This is a genomic window from Geminisphaera colitermitum TAV2, assembly GCF_000171235.2.
GTDB lineage: Bacteria > Verrucomicrobiota > Verrucomicrobiia > Opitutales > Opitutaceae > Geminisphaera > Geminisphaera colitermitum.
The window spans coordinates 1-22,012 of sequence record NZ_ABEA03000115.1; the positions used below are offsets into that span (position 1 = coordinate 1).

Genomic DNA, 22,012 nt, shown 5'->3' on the forward strand with positions numbered 1-22,012 from the left:
GGGCGGCGGGCGCAGCGGGGTGAAAATCGAGTTCGAGTGCGGAGAGGTGCAGGCGGAAGACGCGCAGGCCGGTGGCCACGCGGATGTCGAGCGCGGCGGCGTTGAGCCATTCGCGGTGCCAGGGGCCGGTGGAAAAAATCAGGAGTCGCTCGAATCCGGCGCGCCTCACGCCGCGAGCAAGTTCGTTGACGAGTTGGAGCGCGGTGTCGGCGTCCACGCCGAAAAAGGTGGAGGGATACGGGGCCGGACCAAAGCGGAGCGGCGGCAGCACGGAAACGGCTGAAGGCTGAACGTTGGTGGCGCGAAGGGCGGCGGACAGCAGGGCGGAGCCGAGGACTTCGCCGGCGTTGAGCGGCAGGCCGAGGCCGTGGTCGGCGTGATCGTAAACGGGCAAAATGGCGAGCGCGCCGGGCTGCGCGGCGAGGGCGGCAAAGGCGGTCGTGGGGAGCTGCGCCCAGCCGGGGGGAGGGGAGGGAGGGTTGTCTCGGGTTGCGCTCAATGTCCGAACACGTCTTTGAGCGCGATGCTCAGGCCGGGGATGATCGTGCTGGTGAAGGTCTGCGTTGTCCGGTGGGTGGCGACGGGGGTTTCGGCGGATTCGTCGAAGCGGTAAATGGCAAGCGTGCGGCGCGTGGGATCAATCGCCCACATTTCCTCGACGCCGGTGCGCGCGTAAACGGAGCGTTTGATGCCGAGGTCGTATTTGGTGCTGGTCTTGGAGAGGATTTCCACAACGAGGTCGGGCGCGCCTTCGATGCCGTGCTCTTTGATAATGGAGGCGTTTTGTTTGCGGATAAAGAGGAGGTCGGGCTGATAGACGTTGATGTCGGACAGGAATACATCAAGCGGTGCCATGAAGACAGTGCCAATTGGGTGCGTGCGCAGGTGATGACGAATGAGGTAGTAGAGGTTGCCGCTGATGTCTTGGTGAAAGACGGAGGGAGAGGGGGCCATGATGAGATCGCCTTCGATGAGTTGGTAGTTGGGCGCGCCAAACGGGATTTGCTCGTAGTCGTGGCGCGTGATCGGTGGTGCTTGGGTGGTGGCGAGCATGGCGAATAGGTTGGCGGGAATGGGCGGGGCGTCAACTGCCGCAACTTTTGGGGAAGCCGCCGGGGTGGGCCGAGTGCCATTTCCAAGCGGTTTCCACGATGGGCTCGATGCTCTTGAACTTGATCTGCCAGCCGAGTTCCTTGATCGCCTTGGACGAGTCGGCGTAGAGCGCGGGCGGGTCGCCGGCGCGACGCGGGCCGGTGACGTAGGGGACTTTTTTGCCGGTCACTTTTTCCACGGCGCGGATGACTTCGAGCACGGAGGTCGGCGTCCCTGTGCCGAGATTGTAGAAGAGCGCGGCGCCGGGTTTTTGGAGTTTGTCGAAAACGGCGATGTGCGCGCGGCTCAGGTCGTCCACATGCACGTAGTCGCGCAGGCAGGTGCCGTCGGGCGTCGGGTAGTCGGTGCCGAAAACCTGCACGTTGGGACGCCTGCCGGTGGCGGCGTCGATCACGAGCGGGATGAGATGCGTCTCGGGGTTGTGATCCTCACCAATGGTGCCGTCCTCGGCGGCTCCGGCGGCGTTGAAATAACGGAAGGCGGCAAACGACAGCCCGTGCGCATGGGCGAGCGCCTTGAGGGCGTTTTCGATGTCGAGTTTGGTCTGGCCGTAGGGGTTGATCGGGGCCTGCGGCAGCGTTTCGACGATGGGCATGCTCTGCGGGATGCCGTAGGTGGCGCAGGTCGAGGAGAATACAAATTTGTTTACGCCCTTGGCCAGCATCACGCGCAGGAGTTGGAGCGTGGCGCACACGTTGTTGAAGTAGTATTTCAACGGGTCGGTCACCGACTCGCCGACGTAGGCGTAGGCGGCGAAGTGCATGACGACGTCGATTTTTTCCTTTTCGAGAATCGCGCCCACGGCGGCCTCGTCCCCGAGGTTGGACGTGTAAAACGGAATGTCCTTTGCCACGGCTTCGGGGTGGCCGAACACCATGGTGTCGAGCACCACCGGGCGATGCCCCGCGGCGATGAGCTGGCGAACACAATGACTGCCGATGTAACCGGCGCCTCCAACAACGAGAACGTTCATAAGCGGTGCGATGAAAGATGAGAGAATTGGACTGTGGAAGGGAGCGAAGCTTGTATTGCGCCCGGCCATGCGTTGGCTAGCTTCTTCTTTCTCATGACGCTCATTCCCGGCAAGAACGACAAGAACGACAAAAACGGCAACAAAACCTCTTCGCGCATCGTCATCACTGGAGTCGGCCTTGCGGCGCCCAACGGCAACTCGCTGGCGGAATTTCGCCACAACCTGCTCAACGGCGTCGCCGGCGTGGAACCCCTCGAAGTGCGTTACATGGGCCGGCTCATCGCGGGCATCTGCCATTTCGATCCGCTCAAATACCAGAAGAAAAAGGAAATCCGCGTCGGCACCCGCGCCGGTTCCATCTCTATCTACTGCGCCCGCGAAGCCCTCGCCGACAGCGGCATCGCTTGGGACGCCGCTCCGGGGGGGGGGGGGGAGGGGACAACGGCGGCAGCGAAAGACCGCGTCGGTATTTACATTGGCATCACCGAGCACGGCAACGTGGAGACGGAAAACGAGATCTACGCCCTCTCCAAATTCGGCTACGACACCAAGTATTGGTCTCACTACCACAACCCCCGCACCGTGGCCAACAACCCCGCCGGCGAAGTCTCCCTCCACCTCGGCGTCACCGGTCCCGCCTACACGATCGGGGCCGCCTGCGCCGCCGGCAACATGGGCCTCATCCACGCCGCGCAAATGCTCCGTCTCGGCGAAGTGGACCTCGCCCTCTGCGGCGGCGTGAGCGAAAGCACTGGCACATTTGGCATCTTTGCCGCCTTCAAGTCGCAGGGCGCGCTCGCCCACCACGACGACCCCAAAAAAGCCTCGCGTCCCTTCGACAAGGCGCGCAACGGCATCGTCATCTCCGAAGGCGGCTGCATCTACACGCTGGAGCGGCTCGAAGACGCGCAGGCGCGCGGCGCGAAAATCTACGGCGAAATCGCCGGTTACAACGTCAACAGCGACGCCTCCGACTACGTCCTCCCCAATCCCGCCCGCCAGTCCGAATGCGTTGCCCGCGCCATCGAACGCGCCGGGCTCAAGCCTCAGGATATCCACATTGTAAATACGCACGCCACGGCCACCCCGCTCGGCGACATCCAGGAGGCGCAAGGCCTAGCGCAGGTTTTTAAGGACTGCCCCGACACCTACATCAACAACACCAAGAGCTTCATCGGCCACTGCATGGGCGCGGCGGGCGCGATCGAACTGGCGGGCAACCTGCCCTCCTTCGACGACCTGACCGTCCACCCGACGATCAACGTGGACGAACTCGATCCCCAGTGCGCGCTGCCCAATCTCGTGATCAACACACCGCGCAAGGTGGCGAAGGTCGATGCGATCCTGAACAACTCGTTCGGGATGCTGGGCATAAATTCCACGTTGATTGTGAAGCGATTTGTCGCCTAGTTCTGACCTTTAACCGAATCACAATGACCCAAGACGAATGCAAAAAGGCAGTCCTTGAAATCATCGCGGACATCGCTCCCGACGAGGACATCTCCAACCTCAAGCACGACGTGCGCCTGCGCGACCAGCTCCAGCTCGATTCGATGGACTTTTTGGACATCGTGATGGAGTTGCGCAAACGCCACAACATCGAGGTGCCCGAGGCTGACTACATGCAGCTCGCCAGCCTCGAAAGCTGCGCCAACTACCTGACGCCGAAATTCACCGCCCTCGGCAAGTAAGCCCCTCTCCCTAGCCACACAAGGCTGGGCACCCGTTTATCCAAGCCGGGAGGCAAACCCTCCCGGCTTTTTTCATTTCCACAACAATATACGCTGCCACGCTCCTCCGCGAACGCTTAAAATATCGATCCCCCCATGACGGAATCGACATCCACGCACATCCGCATACTTTGGTTCTGACATGAAACGGACGATTCCCATTTCCTACGACTCTGTCCTTGGAATGATTCAAACCCACGCCCGACAAGACGACGTTGGCTTTCGCAAAAACGCGGAAACGATCATCACCTATCTCAGCACCTCCAACCGTCCCGGTGAAGCAAGTCTCCTTCGTGAATTTCTCTCTCCCCTTGTCGCCACCAACGGCCATATACCCCAAACTAGGAAAGGACCAAACGGCACCACTGCCACATCAACAATGAATCCCGCGCCCATCCCCATTCATTCACTTTCCTCCGACATCAAACCCCTGATTGCTTCTCCCCCGCCCCGGCGTGTTTCCAGCGAAGACATCATCCTTGCGCCCACAACCCGTCGGGCACTCGAAAAAATCCTCGCTGAATACACATCCAAAAACCGCCTTGAGGAAGCCGGTCTCATGCCCTCCACGCGTCTCCTCTTCTGGGGGCCTCCGGGATGCGGCAAAACCCTTACCGCCCACTGGCTGGCCAATCAACTCAATCTCCCCTTTGGCATTGTCCGCCTCAGCGCTGTCATCACCAGCTACGTTGGCGAGACCTCCGCCAACCTCCAGAAAATCTTCCGGCAAGCCAATGACACCCCCATGGTTCTCCTCCTCGACGAAGCCGATGCCATTGCCAAAAACCGCGAAGATCGCAACGATGTCGGAGAACTCAAACGCGTCGTCAACAGCCTACTCCAAGCCATGGACGAACTCCAACCCGGCAAAACTATCATCATTTTTGCCAGCAACCACCAATATCTCTTCGATACTGCCATCTGGCGCCGCTTTGACGACGTCATCGAATTCCCTCTCCCAGGAAAAGAACAACGGCTCGAATACCTCCGTCGCTTTACCAGTGGACTTAGAATCACCGGGACACTCCCCACTCTTGCTCAAAACACGACCACCGCCTCATTCGCCGACCTCGCCCGCATCTGTCAGGAAGCCAGCAAAACAGCCATCCTCTCCGGCACGAACCAGACAACGACCGCCATCCTGACTGACATCTGGCGTGACTGGAAAAATAAACAAAACTCCGCGCAGAGCCGCACCCGTAAATCCGCTCCCTCCACCACCAAACGTGCCACCAGAAAATGAACCCAAGCCTCCCGCCCCTTCTTATCGCCCCCCTCCCCTCCCGCCGCCTCAAGCCCCCTCCAAAACGACCCGTTCCCGCTGCCGCAATTAATATCAAAAAACGCATTGAGGCCGCGCAAAACATGCGCCGTCAACTTGCCGAAATAGAACAGCAAGCACGCCAACTCGATTCGGATCAGATTCGCGCTATCATCTTAAAAATGACGCACGACCGCCGTCTCACCAAAAACGACCTCTCAGGCACCGGCCTCTGTTTCTACGCCCCTCCCACCGACACCCACTCCCTCGTCATACCGAAAAATCCAGACGAATTAAACCTCCACAAAATTGATCAGCGCATCGCCCAAACCGAAAATAATCCCGAAACCCCCGCCCCCCCAAACATCAATTTTCTCCTCAACGTAACCTCGGTAACAATCAGCGACCCCAAGGAACGCCTCTGCGAACAATTCCGCAAAAACTACAAAAACCTCTCCTCTCCCGGACACTGGTTCATTTACGAAGTCGAAATCAGCAGCTTTCTCACTGACCGTCGCGAACGCCGGAAAGAACTCCGTCAACACCTGACCAAACTCCAAAGTTTTCTCCGCTACGCGGGTGGCGGTGGCCTTTACGAACACGACGACAATCTTCTCGATGAAGGCGTTATCCCTGCCGTTGTATCCTCTACCGGATCCGCTTTCCAACTCCTTGTGGAAGCCCCCGAATGGCGTCGTATCGTAACCTCCTTTGACGCCCGCCCAAAATTCGAAACCTTCAGCGAACGCTTCAAAAAATTTACCATCACCGACACCACCCTCCTCCCCCCCCCTGAAAATGCCCCCAAAATCTGCGTAATCGACACCGGAGTTGCTGGCGAAAACCCCTTTCTCAAACACGTCGTCAATCGCGACCTTTCCGAATCTTGGATCACGGGCTACCATCCCCTTGCCGACCCCGACGGACACGGCTCTGGCGTTGCCTCCCTTGCAGCCTATTATCATATCGACATTGGGAAAAACACCACGCACCAGCCCGTCGCTCAAATCGTCTCCGCCCGCATCACCGACGACCAAGGCTACATGCATGTCGTCACCCAAAATAACGACGGCACCTATCACGTCAAAGAAGCGCATCTCCTGAGCCTCACCCTCGAGAAAATCGTCGAAAAACTGCACCACCAAGGTGTGCGCATCTACGTCTTGTCCTATAGCATAGTCGGACATATTTGGAATCTGGCTACCCGCGACCTCCTCCCCCGCAAAACTTGGGTAGGGCGGACCATTGATCGACTCGCCAAAAAATACGATATCCTCTTCATTTGTATCACAGGTAATCTCCCTCCCCACGATATTAAAGAACTCCTCGCAACCAATGGCCCTTGGCCCCGCTATCTCGCCAACCCCACAGCCAAACTCCTTGACCCCGGACAGGCCAGCCTCGCTCTCACAGTCGGTGCCATTGCCCACTCCACCGCCGTCACTCCCACCGCCGCAATCAGCATCGCCATCGCTCGCGAAAATGAAGCCTCACCCTTCACTCGAACCGGCCCCGGATTTGGTGAGGCAATAAAACCCGACCTCGTCGAATACGGAGGCAATTTTGTTCAAAACGCAGAAAACCTCACCGTTTCAGACAACTCAGGCACCGACGTCATCATGGCCAGCGGCCAGCTAAACCCGCCCCTTCAACACAACAGTGGCACAAGCTTTGCCGGCCCTCGTGCTGCCTACCATGCCGCCCAAATTCTCTCCGACCTCCGCCAACTCCAACCCGAACGCGAACCCTCCGCCTGTCTCCTCCGCGCCTTCCTCGCCGCATCCGCAACCCCGCCAGCAACGCACAACGACCCCAAGTTGGACATCGACCTCTACGGGCACGGCCAACCTGACATCAAAAAGGCCACCCATTGCGAAGGCTATTCCACGGCTCTCTATTACGATGCCTCACATTGTCCCGGTGACCTCATCCTCCTCCCCATCGACATCCCCAAAGAACTTGCGACAGCTGGTCACCAACCAAAAAAAATCCGCATCGCTGTTGCCATGGCACCTCCCGTGCAATCCGACGGCCTTGCTGATTATCATGGTGTAAAACTCAAATTTCGCCTCTTCCGTGGAGACAAAAAAATCGAGGATATTCGCGAAATGATGTCTGCTTCTGAAAACTTGGATACCACTCTCGCTAACATCAAAGTCGCGGAGGAACTCGGACACTGGAAAATCGAAACCCGTTCAGTAGGCACACTCCAGAGCGATACCTTTGTCTGGACCCGCCACAAAGACACTTACAGCCAGCATCCCTACATTCTCGCCATCGCACTGTACCCAGCCCAATGGCTCCGAAAAAACATCAAAACCCAAGACCTCCTCGCTCAGAAAATTTCCTTGGCCGCTGTCATTCGCGTGGAAGACACTTCGCAAAAATACACTCAACTCTACGCCCAGCAAAAAGCCGCCATCGACGCACGTGCTCAGGAACAAGCCCGCGCTCGCCAACGTATTCGCGCCACGATTTGATAGCCCCTTCTGCCTCCGCGTCGCCTTCGGCAACGAGGATACCACACCAAACGCTCCAGCGACTTCGTTAAAAAAAATCTTCGGACGTCTCGGTTTCCACTTCCCCCAGAAAAAGGTTGTCTCGACATATGCACTGACCGCACCGATTCGAGTGGTGAGGCCTTCTTTTTTGTAAATTAATTCGTTTGTAATTCGTTTGTCTTGCGGTGGTTTCTGCTGCTGAGACCGGGTCTCTGCCAGACCTCTTGACAGGGAGATGCAGGCGCGTTTTCTCGCCGCCATTATGGCCAACAAAGCTGACAAAATCGAACAGAACGCCGCCGGTAAGTTTTATGTGGATACGCAGTGCATCGACTGCGACCTGTGCCGCGAGACGGCGCCGAAATTCTTTTCGCGTTACGATGAGGGAGGTTACTCCTTTGTGCAGGCCCAGCCGACGAGCGAGGAAGAGATCGCCCAGTGCATGGAAGCTCTCGAAGGCTGCCCGGTCGAGGCCATCGGCAGCGACGGCGACGAATAAGCCACCCGTCCAAGAACAACAATTTCATGACACCCCCCGCGCCCGGAAACAGGCGCGGGTTTTTTTGTGCTCTGGAGGGTGGGTCTCCTGACCCGCCAGACGCGGCGCAGCCGCGCCCATCCGGAATGGCGGCGCTTTGCGCCGTCGGCGGGTCTCCCGACCTATAAGCGCTAACATGTTAAGATTTGATGAGGATACGGTGGGGGATGCGCTTGCGAGGAGGGTAGCCGAGGGAACCGCGTAGGCGATGGCCGCAGAGAAGGAAGAGGCTTAGGGAGAGAGGGATGGCCAGACAAGAGAGGAGACAATCGCGAGCGAAGACAAACTCAGTCCATCTGGAGTTAGTCAGGGAGGATGAATCCCCAGGGGGAAAAAACCTCTGATTGGAGGAGGGATTTTTCGATGAGCAAGCAGGTGAGTAATTTGGCTTGGAGCCATGAGCGGGAGCTGAGGGGGTCTTTTTTTGGGACGTGGCCAGTGTTCAGGAGTGATTTGAGGCGTTTGAAAGCCAGTTCGATCTGCCAGCGCAGGCGGTAGAGTTGGAGGATGCCGCGGGAGTCCAGGCAAGAGGAGGGCAGGGAAGTGACAACGACAATGTAATCAGCCATGCACAGGCACTGGCAGGAGGGTTTGCGGCCGTTTTTTTTGGCGCTGAGCCTGATTTTGGCTCGTTCGCGTTGGGCGGCCTGTGGGCTGACGCGAAGGGCGCACAGGCGCAAGGCGGTGCCGTCCTTGAGGAAGACGGGCAGTCCGGAGCACTGACGGGAACGCAACTGGGCCAGCCATGCGGGAACGTCCAGCGCATGCCCCTGCTGGTCAAACAAGGGCAGACTGGTGCTGTGCCAGCGTAACAGGACCGCCCCCTGATGATCCATCACATGCCTGATCTGCGGGGCTCGGCAAAAATTCCGGTCGCCCAAAAACAAATCCCCCTTGCGCACCTTGTAACGGCACAGACTTTCGCCCCCCTTGTTGTCGGTCAGTTCGGCCTGTTCGCAAAACAGGCTGGGCAGTCCGATCGCATAATGCAGTCTCCAGTCCGTTCCGCTTGCTCCGGATTCCTCTATGGTCGTGCTGTCCACCGCCACCGCCGTCCACCCTTCCGGCAATCTCGACCACCTCGGCTGTCCGGCCTGCTGCTCAAGCAACCTTACGCTCATCCACCTCAGCCAACCCTCCGCGTTCCTCAGCCTCTTGAGCAACGCCACATCCGAGACCTCCGGCAACCCTGCCGCCGCCCCCCTCGCCACCGCATGCCTCAACGACAGCCCGCTCCCAGCGTGCATCAATATCAGCCTGAGCAACTCCTCCGCCGTTCTTATCCCCTTGGCCTGCTTGAACGCTCCTTGCTCCCTGGCCGCCACCTCCCACCCTTCCGGCAGCAGCCCCTTCACCAGCCCCCACTCTTCCGTCATCCATGTCTTTTTCATCCCACCTATCTACCCGTTTCCTCCTCCCATGTAAAGACAACATGTTAGCGCGTATAGGTCGGGAGACCCGCCCTCCAGAGTCCGCTCCGCAATTATTCTTTCGCACACTTGACGGTCTCGCGGCACGGACGGCAGGCTTCGTGGCGTCTATGACACACACCGTCCACGCCAGGCGCAAACGGCTCCTTGTTATCACGCTCGCCGTGCTGTCGGTGCTCGGGCTCGGCGTGGCTGCGGCGGGGTGGCGCGTTTGGGGCGCGGAATTCGTGTCCCTGTTTCACGCCACCGTGGATTGGGTGCGCTCGCTGGGGGCAGGGCCGTATTTCGCGGCGTTCGCCGTGCTGCCCGCCTGCGGAGTGCCGATCAGTGTGTTCAATCTCTCGGCGGGACCGCTGTTTGGCCCCGTCATTGGCCTGCCCTGGGTGCTGGTGCTCGCGGCGCTGTGTCTGGCGTTCAACATTACGCTGAGCTATGCCGCGGCCCGGTGGTTGCTGCGTCCGTGGGCGATGCGGTTGTGCAAATGGCTCGGCTACACGCTGCCTGAAGTGCGCGGGGAGGGCGGCACGAGTTTGGTGGCCTTGGTGCGGTTTACCCCGGGGCCGCCCTACCTCCTGCAAAGCCTGCTGCTCGGCGTGGCGGGCGTGCCGTTCTGGCCGTATTTTTTCATCTCGTGGGTGGCCACGTATTCGTATGCGTTTGCCTTGATCGTGTTTGGCGACGCGCTGGCGCAGGGGAAGGGGGGCACGGCGATGATCGGCATCAGCCTGTTCATCGCGTTCGCCATCGGCATCCGCATCGTGCGCAAACAGGTGAGCGCGCGGCGCATTCTGCGCGAGCGCGAAGAAATCGCAGCGGCCTCCTCCCGCATCGACGACACGCCTCCGCCCACGCCATGAGTCTGCTGCGTCCCATCCATCCGCTCGACTCCGCTGGCGAAGGCGGCGCGCCGCGCGCCGAGAGCGTCACCGAATTCACGCGGCGGGTGAAGGTGCTGCTCGAATCGCAATTGCATGCGGACTGGGTGCGCGGCGAGGTCTCCAATCTTCGGATACAGGCAAGCGGCCACGTGTATTTTTCGCTCAAGGACGCGGGCGCGCAGCTTTCGGCGGTGATGTTCCGCGGCGACGCGGCGCGGCAGGCCGTGGCGTTGCGCGACGGGATGCAGGTGGTCGTGTTCGGGCAGGTGAGCGTTTACGAGGCGCGGGGGCAGTATCAGCTCATCGTGCGGCTGGTGGTCGAGGACGGCGTGGGACGGCTGCAACGCGAATTCGAGGCGCTGAAACGCAAGCTGGCGGCGGAGGGGCTTTTCGCGTCGGAGCGCAAGCGTCCCGTGCCGGCGCTGCCGCGAACGGTCGGGTTTATCACGTCGCCAACGGGTGCGGCGGTGCAGGATTTTTGCCGCATTCTCACGCGCCGGGGCTGGCGGGGACGCGTCGTGGTATTGCCGGCGCGGGTACAGGGCGAGGGCGCGGCGGCGGACATGATTGCGATGCTGGAGGAGGCGGCGAGGCTGGGGATGTTTGATTTGCTGGTGATCGGGAGGGGGGGGGGGAGCATCGAGGATTTGTGGGCGTTCAACGAGGAGGGATTGGTGCGCGCCGTGGCGGCGTGCCCGGTGCCGGTGGTGTCGGCGGTGGGGCACGAGATTGATTTTACGTTGTGCGATTTCGCCGCCGATGTGCGCGCGGAGACGCCGAGCGGGGCGGCGGAGCTGATTTCGAGCGGATTTGTGCGCGAACGGGAGAGGTTCCAACAACTGGCGGAGGGGTTGCGGCGGGAGTTGGTGACGGCGGTGGGCGAGGCGTCGCGGCGGTTGGATCATGCGCGGGCGCGGCTGCGGCTGCTCGCGCCGTCGGCGCAGGTGGAGCGGGGATTTTTGCGGCTCGACGACTTGGGAAACCGTTTGCAGGCGTCGCTTACGCAGTCGGTGCGAGCGCGGCGTCAGCGTTTCACGGAATTGCGGGCGGCATTCCGCGAGCGTTCACCGGAGACGCGCGTGCAGATCGAGTCGCATCGTTTGCTCGGGCTGTGGAAACGTCTTCAGGCGGCGAGCCCAGAGTCGGTGCTCAACCGGGGTTTTGTGATTCTGCGCGACGAGGCCACCGGGCAGCCCGTGCAGCGCCGGGCGGAGTTGGCCAAACTGAAGGCCGGAGCCCGTCTTCGCGCACAATTCGCAGATGGAGAAGCGGAGTTGTCCGCGCCTTCGGCCCGGACAACGAAGCCGAAGGGCTGACGGTCTGACGATTGGCCTTCGACGGTATTAGAGCATTTTCAGTTGAGTTGTGTCCGTTGTCTTGGCGGTAGGGAGGCCTTTGTGCCCTCGGCAGAGGGCACAAAGGCCTCCCTATCAGGTATCAAATGGCTACAGTTTAAATGAAATTGCTCTAATATTTCACCGAGCAGCCGTAGGGCGCGGCGGAGGTGGTGGCGGGAGTTTCGCCTTTTTTCACGGCGGCAAGAGCTTCGACGACATAGGGCTCGGCCTTGGCGATGTCGCCGGGATTGGCGGAGCGAATGCTGTCGATGCCGCCGTGGTAAACGAGCACGCCCTCGGCGTTGATCACAAACATGTGCGGAGTGGTCTTGGCGCCGTAGAGTTTGCCGACTTTGCCATCGGTGTCGCGCAGGTAGGCGGCGGGCGCGGCGCTGGTTTTTTTGCTCCAGGCTTCGATCTGGGCTTTGTCGTAATCGCCTTGTTTGCCGGGCGCGGCGGAGTTGATCGAGAGCCAGACAACGCCATCGGCGGCGGCGCTTTTTTGCAGGCCGGGGATGTTGCCGCTCTTTTCGTAGTGTTTCACCACGAAGGGACACTCGGGGTTGACCCATTCGAGGACGACGGTCTTGCCCTTGAGCGCGGAGAGGGTGTGCGTCTGGCCGTTGATGTCAGTGAGCGTGAAATCGGGCGCGGGCTGGCCGGCTTCGACGGCAAGGAGGACGGAACCGAAGACGAGCGCGGCAGTGGCGGCGAAGGTGCGGAAGAGTGTGGTGAGATGTTTCATGGGTGGATTGTTTGGATATGGAGATTCATCGCGATGCGAAGAGAGCCACGAATGTAACCACAGCCGTCCGGCGCGCCAGCGGGGGGAGGCAGATTTTCGGAAGGTTTTTTAAAGAAAAGTCACCTCGATTTTGCGGGGCGGGAGTTGCGCATGCGTCGGAGCACCAGCCACATCAAAATCGGGGCAATGGCGGAAGTCACCAGCCCCCAATGCAAATTGCTCCAATCCGCAACCCAGCCGACCAGCCACGGCATGAAAATCCCGCCCGCGTTGCCCAGTGCAGCGAGCGCTCCAAACATGCTTGCGCCGCCATCCGGGTAGCGATCCGCCGTCACGGCCAGCATTGTCGGCCACAAGCAACTCCCCGTGAAACCCACAAGGATGCAGCAGATCAGGGCAGGCATCGACCACGGCAGGAACGATCCCAGCCCGAACAACACGACCGACGACAGGCAACTTACGATCATGATCGCAAACGCCGGCCAACGCGCCTCTGCCGCCCCGATCACCATGCGGCCCAAAGCCATGGCAACGGAAAACAAGAGCAATGCCATGCCCCCCGTCCAGGCGGAGAAACCGAGCGATCTTTCCGCGTAAGCTGGCAACCATTGCGCCATGCCCATTTCCGCGGCGCCGCCCAAGAAAATCGCCGCCAACGCCAGCATGAACCAATGGTCGCGACACAGTTGAAAAAACGGCGTGCGAGCACCCTTCGTCGTCATGCCGGGGAACCGCTGCAAGGACAGCGCCACAAACAACAACACCGGCAACGGCAGCAGCGCCAGACACGATCCGCGCCATCCCAAGCCCATGCGCAAAGTCAGTGAGCCGCCCAAAATCGTCACCGCCGCGCCCACGCAGTAAAACGAGTGCAACCAGTTCATTGCCGCCGCCCGCCGCGTCGGATTGAGCGCCGCCACCACCGGGCTCAACACCATGTCGAGCAACCCGGAACCGAAGCCCAGCACGAACAACATTGCCGCCAACACCGCGTAATTGGGAGCCAGCGCCATGCCCAGCAAACCGCCTGCCACCAGACCATCGCCTAGCAGGGCAAACACCTTCGCGCCAAACCGGTCGGCCAGCGGCCCCGTTATCAGGATACCCACGACCAATCCGCTAAACACGCACGCCCCAAGACGTCCCAGTTGCTCATTGGTGAGCGCGCCCGCCTCGCCGCCAAAAACGCTGCTCAACGTGGTCAGGAACACCGGCAGCAAATTGATGCCGATGGCCAGACTCATCATGGCGCCGTAGCAAAGAATGGTGAGCAACCGGGCTCGTGGAAAAGGGAATGACATTGGTGGAAAAATCAGGAGACGGAAAACAGAAGACAAAAAACCAACAAGCAACGCAGCCGAAGTCTGGCCTCTGGTTTGGACGGCGGCGAAGCGCGCTGCTTACGCCAGGTGAAACACCTCGCGCAGATCGGTGGACACCGGACTGTAATCCGCGTTGGACGGCATCAGCGTGCTCATTGAACGCCACCAACGCTGGCAAACCTCGGTCTGCGCAATCGCCGCCCAGCGTTCCTCGCTCTCGACCTCCACGTATCCAAAAAGCTGATTCGTCTGCGGGTGCAGGAAGATCGAATAATTGTGCGCGCCATGTGCCTTGAGCGTGGCCGCAAGGTCGTCCCAGATCGGCGAATGGCGACGCTGGTATTCGGCTTCCTGGCCGGGCGTGACGGACATGACGAAGGCTTTGCGGATCATGATTGAGAAAACACCCGAGGCTGCCGGGCGATTCATCGGAGGCGAGATATTTGCCAATGAATGACGATGCTACGCATCCCCCCCCCCCCCCCAAGGAGGGCGGGTCTCCCGACCCGCCGACGGCGCAAAGCGCCGCCATTCCGGAAGGCGCGGCTGCGCCGCGTCTGGCGGGTCTCCCGACCTATAAGCGCTAACATGTTAAGATTTGATGAGGATACGGTGGGGGATGCGCTTGCGAGGAGGGTAGCCGAGGGAACCGCGTAGGCGATGGCCGCAGAGAAGGAAGAGGCTTAGGGAGAGAGGGATGGCCAGACAAGAGAGGAGACAATCGCGAGCGAAGACAAACTCAGTCCATCTGGAGTTAGTCAGGGAGGATGAATCCCCAGGGGGAAAAAACCTCTGATTGGAGGAGGGATTTTTCGATGAGCAAGCAGGTGAGTAATTTGGCTTGGAGCCATGAGCGGGAGCTGAGGGGGTCTTTTTTTGGGACGTGGCCAGTGTTCAGGAGTGATTTGAGGCGTTTGAAAGCCAGTTCGATCTGCCAGCGCAGGCGGTAGAGTTGGAGGATGCCGCGGGAGTCCAGGCAAGAGGAGGGCAGGGAAGTGACAACGACAATGTAATCAGCCATGCACAGGCACTGGCAGGAGGGTTTGCGGCCGTTTTTTTTGGCGCTGAGCCTGATTTTGGCTCGTTCGCGTTGGGCGGCCTGTGGGCTGACGCGAAGGGCGCACAGGCGCAAGGCGGTGCCGTCCTTGAGGAAGACGGGCAGTCCGGAGCACTGACGGGAACGCAACTGGGCCAGCCATGCGGGAACGTCCAGCGCATGCCCCTGCTGGTCAAACAAGGGCAGACTGGTGCTGTGCCAGCGTAACAGGACCGCCCCCTGATGATCCATCACATGCCTGATCTGCGGGGCTCGGCAAAAATTCCGGTCGCCCAAAAACAAATCCCCCTTGCGCACCTTGTAACGGCACAGACTTTCGCCCCCCTTGTTGTCGGTCAGTTCGGCCTGTTCGCAAAACAGGCTGGGCAGTCCGATCGCATAATGCAGTCTCCAGTCCGTTCCGCTTGCTCCGGATTCCTCTATGGTCGTGCTGTCCACCGCCACCGCCGTCCACCCTTCCGGCAATCTCGACCACCTCGGCTGTCCGGCCTGCTGCTCAAGCAACCTTACGCTCATCCACCTCAGCCAACCCTCCGCGTTCCTCAGCCTCTTGAGCAACGCCACATCCGAGACCTCCGGCAACCCTGCCGCCGCCCCCCTCGCCACCGCATGCCTCAACGACAGCCCGCTCCCAGCGTGCATCAATATCAGCCTGAGCAACTCCTCCGCCGTTCTTATCCCCTTGGCCTGCTTGAACGCTCCTTGCTCCCTGGCCGCCACCTCCCACCCTTCCGGCAGCAGCCCCTTCACCAGCCCCCACTCTTCCGTCATCCATGTCTTTTTCATCCCACCTATCTACCCGTTTCCTCCTCCCATGTAAAGACAACATGTTAGCGCGTATAGGTCGGGAGACCCGCCCTCCGTAGTATTCAGTGAATCACCACCACGCGGCCACCGCCACGCCGATGCCGTAGAACGCCAGGTGGCGTCCCGTCAGTCCGAGCAGACGGATGCATTTGGCCGGCGTCGTCGCAGCTCTCAGCAAACGCGATTGCCACACGCCCGCCACGAGCGCGAACGCCGCCACGATCAGCGCCGGACGCCACGAAAGCTGCCCGCGCCACGCCAGCGCCAGCACCACGGCCACCGCCACGATGTGCGCCAGCGCGAACTGCGCCCGCGCAAACCCGCGGCCCAAACGCACCACGAGCGTGCGCTTGCCGGCGCGCGCATCGGTTTCCACGTCCCGATAATTATTGGCCACAAGGATATTCACCGCCAGCCCGCCCACGCCTGCGCCCGCCAGCAGCACGTCGGCGGTCATGCGGCCCGTCTGCACAAAAAACGTCGCACCCACGGCCACGAGGCCGAAAAAAATAAAAACGAAAACATCGCCCAGTCCGTTGTAACCCAGCGGATACGGTCCCCCCGTGTAAGCGATGCCGCACAAGATGCTCGCCACCCCGATCACCAACAACGGCCATCCCCCCCCCCCCCCGCCAACGCGAGCAACGTCAACCCCACCGCAAACGCCGCCGCAAACACCCCCCACATCGCCCCGCGCATTGCGCCCGGCGACACCAACCCCGACGCCACCGCCCGGCGCGGCCCCACCCGCTCCGCCGTGTCCGCGCCCTTGATGAAGTCGTAATAGTCGTTGGCGAAATTCGTTCCGATCTGGATCAGCAGCGCAAACCCCAGGCAGGCCGCCGCCGCCCACGGCGCGCGCACACCTTCACGGCACGCCAGCGCCGTGCCCACAAGCACGGGCGCAACCGCTGCGGGCAACGTCCGGGGCCGCGTCGCATCCAGCCAGATCCGCCAGCGAGGCTCACTCATTCGCGTCATTGGTTTTCTGATACATATAAAGGCGCAAGTGTTTGCGCTCCATGTTGGCAACCAAGCGGTGTTCCAGCATGATGCTCCAGAACACCGGCCAAAGCGCCACGCCCAACGCCGTAAACACATAGAGCAGGTGAACCTTGAGCAGCGCCCCAAAAACCGCCGCGACAACACCCACCACCGAGAGAAACGGCCCCGGTGTGTGCAGCAACGGAATGATCGTCCATGTGCCGAGCATGGTCAGCAAGCCCACCCGCCAGTCCACCAGCCCGAACATCAAGCCCTGGATAAAAAACACCGGGGCGTAGAATATCACCCCTTTGTCAAAGCGCAGCATCTGGAACAGCACGGCGGCGATCACCACCACGATTTGCGCGGCAATAAAGGGACCGGATTGCGCCAGCGGCAGGTCCACCAAGTCGGTGCCCGTGATGCCAGTCACGAAAAGCCCGAACCCGCCCACCAAGGCCCGGAAAAAGTCGATCCAGTTGTGCGGATCCTTCAATTCGCGCAGGGTATTCAACCGGTAATCCAACGCGAACTCGACCCGGGTGGTCGATATCCTTCGACGCCGCGCCGTGCCTTGGGACGACGATGGCGCGGGGACCGGAGCGGCAGGTCTGCCGCCTCCACCAAGACGCCCCCACCGCATGCACGGACGCGGTATCCACAGAAGAATAATAGATAATATCAGGATGGTGTAATCGAACGTCACGAGCGAAAGGATCCAAAATTGCCAGTTGTTAGTTGCCAGTTGTTGAAAGGCTGGCAACCAACAACTACCAACTTCCTGCCACCCGCAACCGATGATCGGACGCATTCACATAAAAAATCTCGTTTTTCACGGACACCACGGCGTGCTTCCCGAGGAAACCCGGCTGGGCCAGCGCTTCGAACTCGACCTCGAACTCGTCCTCGACATCGCGGCCGCCGCCGCTGCCGACGACCTCTCGCAAACCGTCAACTACGCCGACGTCGCCGCCCTCTGCGCCCGCATCGTGCAAGGCGAGCGCCATCGCCTTCTCGAAACCCTTGCCCGGCGTCTCCTCATGGAAATCCTCCAGCATCACCCAACCCTCCTCGAAGCCGGCCTCGTGTTACGCAAACCCTCCGCGCCGGTGCCCGCCATCTTTGACACCATCGCTCTCGAAACCCGCCTTACCCGTGCCGAATTTCAACGCCTATCTCTCGCTCGGCAGTAACCTCGGAGACCGTCGATTCCATCTCGACGAAGCGCTCCGCCGACTCGCCGCCACGCCCGGTCTGCGCATCGTGTGCGCGTCCGGCATTTACGAAACCACTCCGGTCGGCGTTACCGGGCAGGGCGATTATCTGAACGCCGTCGTGGAAGTGGAAACCATGCTCTCCGCCCCCGAACTTTTGGCCTGTTGCCTGGCGATTGAAACCGCCTGCGGCCGGACGCGCGTGGAACGCTGGAGCCCGCGCACGCTCGACATCGACCTGCTCTGGCACTCCGGCTGCCCCGCTTGCAACACGCCCGGCCTTACCCTGCCGCACCCTCGCATGACCGAACGCGCCTTTGTCATGGTGCCCTTGAGCGTGATCGCGCCCGATCTCGTAATCGGAGCACTTACCGCCCGCGAACACGCCACCCGCCTTGGGACAACGGGAGTCCGACTGGTGGCTTAACCGGCACGGCAGCCCGGCGAAACCGGGCTGCAGGGTGGCCGAACCCCAAGTCTCACAAAAAACCCCAAGGCGGAGATAATTCTCCACCTTGGGGTTTGATGATGTTTTTTGGGATTTAGAGCAGTTTCATTTAAACTGAAGCCATTTGATTACTTGGTAGGGAGGCCGTTGTGCCCTCTGCCGAGGGCAGCCCTTCGGGCCATCGCCTTCGGCGATGCCATCTGCGCGCTGCTGCGCTCCGTCCGAGGCCTCCGCCGTGCGTAGTGTGAGGATGCAAAATTCATAGGTAGATGGAGCGTGGTTTCGGAGGCCTCGGAGAGGCCTCCCTACCGTTAAGACAACGGCTACATCTCAACTTATCCGCTCTAGCGAACTCCGCCAGCGCGTGGGGAGGATGGGTAGAAGCAGGCTTATTTGGCCGTGTAGTCACCGCACCAGTCTTCGGCTTTGGTGACGGGGAATTTGGCTTCGTACTGCACCCCGGCCTCCACCTTGAAAAGAATGGATTGCGGCGCATGACGGCGGCATTCGCCTTTGGCGGGAGCGGTTGATTTCCAGTGGGCGCACGAGGCGCAGGATTTGGCGATGGTTTTGGTGCTCATGTTTTTATTTCTCCTTGCGGGTCTCAACAAGTGATCGTCCCAGTGGTTTGTCAAACATAACTTATTCTTTTTTAACAATTTGTGACTGCGTCACAGTCGCATTAGCTAAATATTGCATGATTTTTTACCTAATCCGTAAAGATATCTGCAAAAATGAATTAGATTTTGTTATAATCATGCAAATGCCTGTCTTCGGATTTGATACAACCTCTCAATTGCAACATCTCTCCAAACTTAAGGCTTCGATTTATCCGTTTATTCCTACTCCTTGATTTTACCTAAGAGATACGGAAGCGGCGGGCAAAGCGGGTCTTAACCAATAACCACACAAACAAACCAATGAAGAATTCTACATTCCTCTCCCTGCTCGCAGCAGGTGCTTTGGCCGTCCCGGCCTTCGCTCAAACCGCCGAGCCGTCGGACGCTCCCACCGCCAAGTGGGGTCCCCGTATTGCTCTCGAAGACAATGGCATCCGCCCTTGGGTTACCGTCACCGGTGAGCTCTGGAACAATGTCGATGGCGACATGATCGGTGGACGCGACAACCTCTGGAACACCCTCGTTGATTTCGGCGTCGAAATCGACCTCGGCAAGTTCGGCGGTCCCGCCACCGGTATGATCGTCCTCCAAGGTCACTGGACCGAGTCCAGCGACAGCTCTGGCGGCCTCGGTAGCGTTGGCTCCCACAACAGCGCCAGCAACATCTGGGCTTCCGACAGCCTGCGCGCGTTCAACCTCTATTACACCCAGAGCTGGAACAACGGTGAATACGCCGTCAAGATCGGCCAGATCGCCGCTGACGACGACTTCATGGGCTCCGATTATTCTAGCCTGTTCCTCAATGGCTCCTTCGGCACCATGCCTGCCGCCACTGGCGCCACGCCGCGCTTCGGCACCGACACCGTCGCCTACAACGGCTACCCTGTCGCCGCTCCCGGCGTCTGGTTCAAATGGACCCCCAACGAGAAGTATTCCTGGCAGAACGCCATCTATCTCGGTGGCCCTGGCGATGACATCCACTCCAACCACGGTTTTGACTGGAAGAGCCTGTCCAGCACCGGCTTCCTCTGGATGACCGAAGGCGCAGTGAACTTCGACCTGGCTGGCAAGCCCTCGACCTTCAAGCTCGGCGGCACCCTCCACACGAAGGACTTCGAGAACTACGACACCGGCAACACCGAATCCACCGTTTACTCGCTCTACTTCGTCCATGACTTCGCGATCTCCATGAACGCGGACAAGGTTGGCCTCGGTGGTTTCTGGCGCGCCAGCATCACTCCTCAGGAAGACGTTGCCACGGCCTTCATCTACATGGATGCCGGCATCAACTGGTTCGCTCCCTTCGCCAGCCGTCCTGACGACGTTGCCGGTGCCGCCCTTTCTTGGACCAAGCTCGGTGGCGCCTACAAGGACTCCGTCAACGCTGAGAATGGCAATGAGTTCACCCTCGAACTCACCTACAAGGCCCAGCTCACCTCCTATTGGACGCTCCAAGCCGACGTGCAGTACGTGATCAACCCGGTCGAAAACGACGACAACGCGATTGTTCTCGGTCTGCGCACCGTGCTCAACTTCTAAGCTGTTTGGGTAACTAATCCATTCGCTCTCTTCGACGCCGGTTGCCTTTTGGTGACCGGCGTTTTTTTTCGTCCGATTTTTTAATTCAGAATTTCACCACAAAGACACAGAGGCACAAAGTTCGGCAAAGACAGAGGATGTGAGTTTCTTTGGTTTGAACTTTGTGTCTCAGTGTCTCTGTGGTGAATCATGGATTGGTTGGATTTTAGGGTTCCAAAATCACTCGCTATGTCACTCTCCGCTGCTGTTTCAGCTTCCACGCATTACGACACCGTCATCATCGGGGCCGGCATGGCGGGCCTCGCGGCCGGCATCCGGCTGGCGCATTTTGACCGGCGCGTGTGCATCTTCGAACGCCACAACGCAGTTGGCGGACTCAACGGTTTTTACTCCATCGCGGGACGCAAATATGACGTGGGGCTGCACGCCATGACCAACTACGTGCCGCCCGGCACCAAGGGCACTCCGCTCGGCAAGTTGCTCCGGCAACTGCGCATCGACCGCGATGAATTTGGCCTCTGCCCGCAAAAGCGCTCGCGCATCGCGTTTGGTGGCGGAACAGGCAGGGGGGGGGGGGGGGGGGGGATATCGTTAACCTTTACCAACGACTTCGCGGTCTTTGAAAGCGAGGTTGCGCAAAAATTCCCGGCGCAAATCGACGGGTTTCGGCGGCTGGTGGGCGTGGTGCGCAGCTACGATGATGTGTCGCTCGGAGCGAAGCCGGAGTCGGCCCGCGAAATCGTGCGCCGGCACATCACGGACCCGTTGCTGGAGGATATGTTGTTCTGCCCGGTCATGTACTACGGGAGCGCGCAGGAGCGCGACATGGAGTTCGGGCAGTTTGTCATCATGTTCAAGGCGCTGTTTTTCGAAGGCTTTGCGCGTCCGTTCGACGGGGTGCGCGTGATCTTGCGCGTGTTGACGGAAAAATACCGGGCGGCGGGCGGCGAGCGCCGGATGCGGTGCGGAGTCCGACGGATCATCGCCCGCAATGGACGCGCCGCGGCGCTCGTGCTCGACGATGGTCAAGAGATCACCGCCACACACATCATCAGCACCATCGGGGCGCGGGAAACGGAACAATTGGTGCTCCAAGGAGCGGCGGTCTCCAGGCCGCCGGACGAGGCGCAACGTGCCTCGCCTTCAGCCATGCGACGCTCCGCGGCGTCCGGCGGCCTGGAGACCGCCGCTCCATTGCATCCGGCGGGGCGTTTGAGTTATTGTGAAACGATCACCGTGCTCGACCGCCAGCCTGCTGCCTTGGGATGGGGCGACGATACGATTGTGTTTTTCAACGAGGGCGAACGTTTCGCTTACGAGCGTCCCGCGTCCGGGCAACTCGTGGATACGCGCAGCGGCGTCATCTGTTTTCCGAACAATTTTGAGTTTGGCGTCGATCCGGCGACGGGCGCGGCGCGTCAGCTTGCGGAGGGCTGGTTGCGTTGCACCTGTCTGGCGAATCATGAGGCGTGGGCGTCGCTTGCCGCCGGCGATCCGGCAGGACGGGGGCGTGAG

The 22,012-nt window shown here is 60.3% G+C and carries 22 protein-coding genes and 1 pseudogene; 12 read left to right on the forward strand and 11 right to left on the reverse strand.

The annotated features are described in order from the left end of the window. From OBACDRAFT_RS13645 to galE, 3 genes are all read right to left on the reverse strand, one after another. Nucleotides 1-499 (reverse strand): creatininase family protein (locus OBACDRAFT_RS13645; protein WP_198529903.1); only part of this gene is annotated, 499 nt, incomplete at its 3' end. Further along, nucleotides 496-1,053, reverse strand: coding sequence for a Uma2 family endonuclease (locus OBACDRAFT_RS13650; protein WP_043586484.1), 558 nt, complete (start codon nt 1,051-1,053; stop codon nt 496-498). The genes OBACDRAFT_RS13645 and OBACDRAFT_RS13650, both read right to left, overlap by 4 nt. Before the next feature lie 31 nt (nt 1,054-1,084). Then, entirely contained in the window at nt 1,085-2,086 is a 1,002-nt protein-coding gene (gene galE / locus OBACDRAFT_RS13655; RefSeq protein ID WP_043586486.1) for a UDP-glucose 4-epimerase GalE, read from the reverse strand. 93 nt (nt 2,087-2,179) lie between these two features. Between galE and OBACDRAFT_RS13660 the strand changes: the two genes are divergently transcribed. The 5 genes from OBACDRAFT_RS13660 to OBACDRAFT_RS13680 all read left to right on the forward strand — a co-directional run bounded on the left by OBACDRAFT_RS13660 (nt 2,180) and on the right by OBACDRAFT_RS13680 (nt 8,077). Further along, complete coding sequence (locus tag OBACDRAFT_RS13660; protein WP_052361974.1) at nt 2,180-3,496, forward strand: beta-ketoacyl-[acyl-carrier-protein] synthase family protein; 1,317 nt, start codon at nt 2,180-2,182, stop codon at nt 3,494-3,496. A gap of 23 nt (nt 3,497-3,519) precedes the next feature. Continuing rightward, entirely contained in the window at nt 3,520-3,777 is a 258-nt protein-coding gene (locus OBACDRAFT_RS13665; RefSeq protein WP_043586488.1) for an acyl carrier protein, read from the forward strand. A gap of 181 nt (nt 3,778-3,958) precedes the next feature. Continuing rightward, nucleotides 3,959-5,059: an AAA family ATPase gene (locus OBACDRAFT_RS30750; RefSeq protein WP_052361977.1), complete on the forward strand. Its 1,101-nt coding sequence runs from the start codon at nt 3,959-3,961 to the stop codon at nt 5,057-5,059. Then, nucleotides 5,056-7,557 (forward strand): S8 family peptidase, encoded by a 2,502-nt coding sequence (locus tag OBACDRAFT_RS13675; RefSeq protein WP_043586490.1) that lies wholly within the window; start codon nt 5,056-5,058, stop codon nt 7,555-7,557. The genes OBACDRAFT_RS30750 and OBACDRAFT_RS13675 overlap by 4 nt, the downstream gene beginning before the upstream one ends. Before the next feature lie 283 nt (nt 7,558-7,840). Further along, nucleotides 7,841-8,077, forward strand: a complete 237-nt coding sequence (locus OBACDRAFT_RS13680) for a ferredoxin (RefSeq protein ID WP_043586513.1) — start codon at nt 7,841-7,843, stop codon at nt 8,075-8,077. Nucleotides 8,078-8,418: 341 nt separating this feature from the next. Here the strand turns inward: OBACDRAFT_RS13680 and OBACDRAFT_RS26655 are convergent, their stop codons facing one another. Then, a complete protein-coding gene (locus OBACDRAFT_RS26655; RefSeq protein ID WP_081721820.1) occupies nt 8,419-9,507 on the reverse strand; it encodes an IS4 family transposase in 1,089 nt (362 codons plus the stop codon). A gap of 149 nt (nt 9,508-9,656) precedes the next feature. Between OBACDRAFT_RS26655 and OBACDRAFT_RS13695 the strand changes: the two genes are divergently transcribed. Both OBACDRAFT_RS13695 and xseA read left to right on the forward strand, forming a co-directional pair. Beyond that, nucleotides 9,657-10,403: a TVP38/TMEM64 family protein gene (locus OBACDRAFT_RS13695; protein WP_052361979.1), complete on the forward strand. Its 747-nt coding sequence runs from the start codon at nt 9,657-9,659 to the stop codon at nt 10,401-10,403. Continuing rightward, the gene (gene xseA / locus OBACDRAFT_RS13700) at nt 10,400-11,740 is read left to right on the forward strand and encodes an exodeoxyribonuclease VII large subunit (RefSeq protein WP_043586492.1); all 1,341 of its coding nucleotides are present in this window, start codon (nt 10,400-10,402) and stop codon (nt 11,738-11,740) included. Before OBACDRAFT_RS13695 ends, xseA begins: the two co-directional genes overlap by 4 nt. 151 nt (nt 11,741-11,891) lie before the next feature. Here xseA and OBACDRAFT_RS13705 read toward each other — a convergent pair whose 3' ends face one another. The 3 genes from OBACDRAFT_RS13705 to rhaM form a co-directional block, all read right to left on the reverse strand. Next, nucleotides 11,892-12,506: a thioredoxin family protein gene (locus OBACDRAFT_RS13705; RefSeq protein WP_043586494.1), complete on the reverse strand. Its 615-nt coding sequence runs from the start codon at nt 12,504-12,506 to the stop codon at nt 11,892-11,894. A 119-nt stretch (nt 12,507-12,625) separates the two neighbouring features. Continuing rightward, on the reverse strand, nt 12,626-13,780 hold the full coding sequence (locus OBACDRAFT_RS13710) for an MFS transporter (RefSeq protein ID WP_232767120.1): 1,155 nt from the start codon (nt 13,778-13,780) through the stop codon (nt 12,626-12,628). Nucleotides 13,781-13,906: 126 nt separating this feature from the next. Continuing rightward, the gene (rhaM, locus tag OBACDRAFT_RS13715; RefSeq protein WP_043586497.1) at nt 13,907-14,221 is read right to left on the reverse strand and encodes an L-rhamnose mutarotase; all 315 of its coding nucleotides are present in this window, start codon (nt 14,219-14,221) and stop codon (nt 13,907-13,909) included. A gap of 56 nt (nt 14,222-14,277) precedes the next feature. Between rhaM and OBACDRAFT_RS28270 the strand changes: the two genes are divergently transcribed. Then, the gene (locus OBACDRAFT_RS28270) at nt 14,278-14,415 is read left to right on the forward strand and encodes a hypothetical protein (RefSeq protein ID WP_157837074.1); all 138 of its coding nucleotides are present in this window, start codon (nt 14,278-14,280) and stop codon (nt 14,413-14,415) included. Between the two features lie 167 nt (nt 14,416-14,582). On the opposite strand, the gene OBACDRAFT_RS26660 is transcribed toward OBACDRAFT_RS28270, so the two are convergent. From OBACDRAFT_RS26660 to OBACDRAFT_RS13735, 3 genes and pseudogenes are all read right to left on the reverse strand, one after another. Beyond that, nucleotides 14,583-15,671: an IS4 family transposase gene (locus OBACDRAFT_RS26660; protein WP_081721820.1), complete on the reverse strand. Its 1,089-nt coding sequence runs from the start codon at nt 15,669-15,671 to the stop codon at nt 14,583-14,585. Nucleotides 15,672-15,762: 91 nt separating this feature from the next. Then, nucleotides 15,763-16,673, reverse strand: a pseudogene (locus OBACDRAFT_RS31265) (1,4-dihydroxy-2-naphthoate polyprenyltransferase). Further along, nucleotides 16,657-17,487 (reverse strand): hypothetical protein, encoded by an 831-nt coding sequence (locus OBACDRAFT_RS13735; RefSeq protein WP_157837075.1) that lies wholly within the window; start codon nt 17,485-17,487, stop codon nt 16,657-16,659. The pseudogene OBACDRAFT_RS31265 and the gene OBACDRAFT_RS13735 overlap by 17 nt, the downstream one beginning before the upstream one ends. Here OBACDRAFT_RS13735 and folB point away from each other — a divergent pair. Next, entirely contained in the window at nt 17,474-17,869 is a 396-nt protein-coding gene (gene folB / locus OBACDRAFT_RS13740) for a dihydroneopterin aldolase (protein WP_043586499.1), read from the forward strand. The genes OBACDRAFT_RS13735 and folB overlap by 14 nt on opposite strands. Continuing rightward, a complete protein-coding gene (folK, locus tag OBACDRAFT_RS13745) occupies nt 17,832-18,317 on the forward strand; it encodes a 2-amino-4-hydroxy-6-hydroxymethyldihydropteridine diphosphokinase (protein WP_043586501.1) in 486 nt (161 codons plus the stop codon). Before folB ends, folK begins: the two co-directional genes overlap by 38 nt. 410 nt (nt 18,318-18,727) lie before the next feature. Here the strand turns inward: folK and OBACDRAFT_RS13750 are convergent, their stop codons facing one another. Then, a complete protein-coding gene (locus tag OBACDRAFT_RS13750; protein WP_043586503.1) occupies nt 18,728-18,919 on the reverse strand; it encodes a hypothetical protein in 192 nt (63 codons plus the stop codon). Nucleotides 18,920-19,258: 339 nt separating this feature from the next. Here OBACDRAFT_RS13750 and OBACDRAFT_RS13755 point away from each other — a divergent pair, with 339 nt between their 5' ends. Then, on the forward strand, nt 19,259-20,497 hold the full coding sequence (locus OBACDRAFT_RS13755) for a carbohydrate porin (RefSeq protein WP_043586505.1): 1,239 nt from the start codon (nt 19,259-19,261) through the stop codon (nt 20,495-20,497). 228 nt (nt 20,498-20,725) lie between these two features. Continuing rightward, the coding region (locus tag OBACDRAFT_RS13760) for an FAD-dependent oxidoreductase (protein WP_052361984.1) at nt 20,726-22,012 on the forward strand (1,287 nt) is incomplete at its 3' end.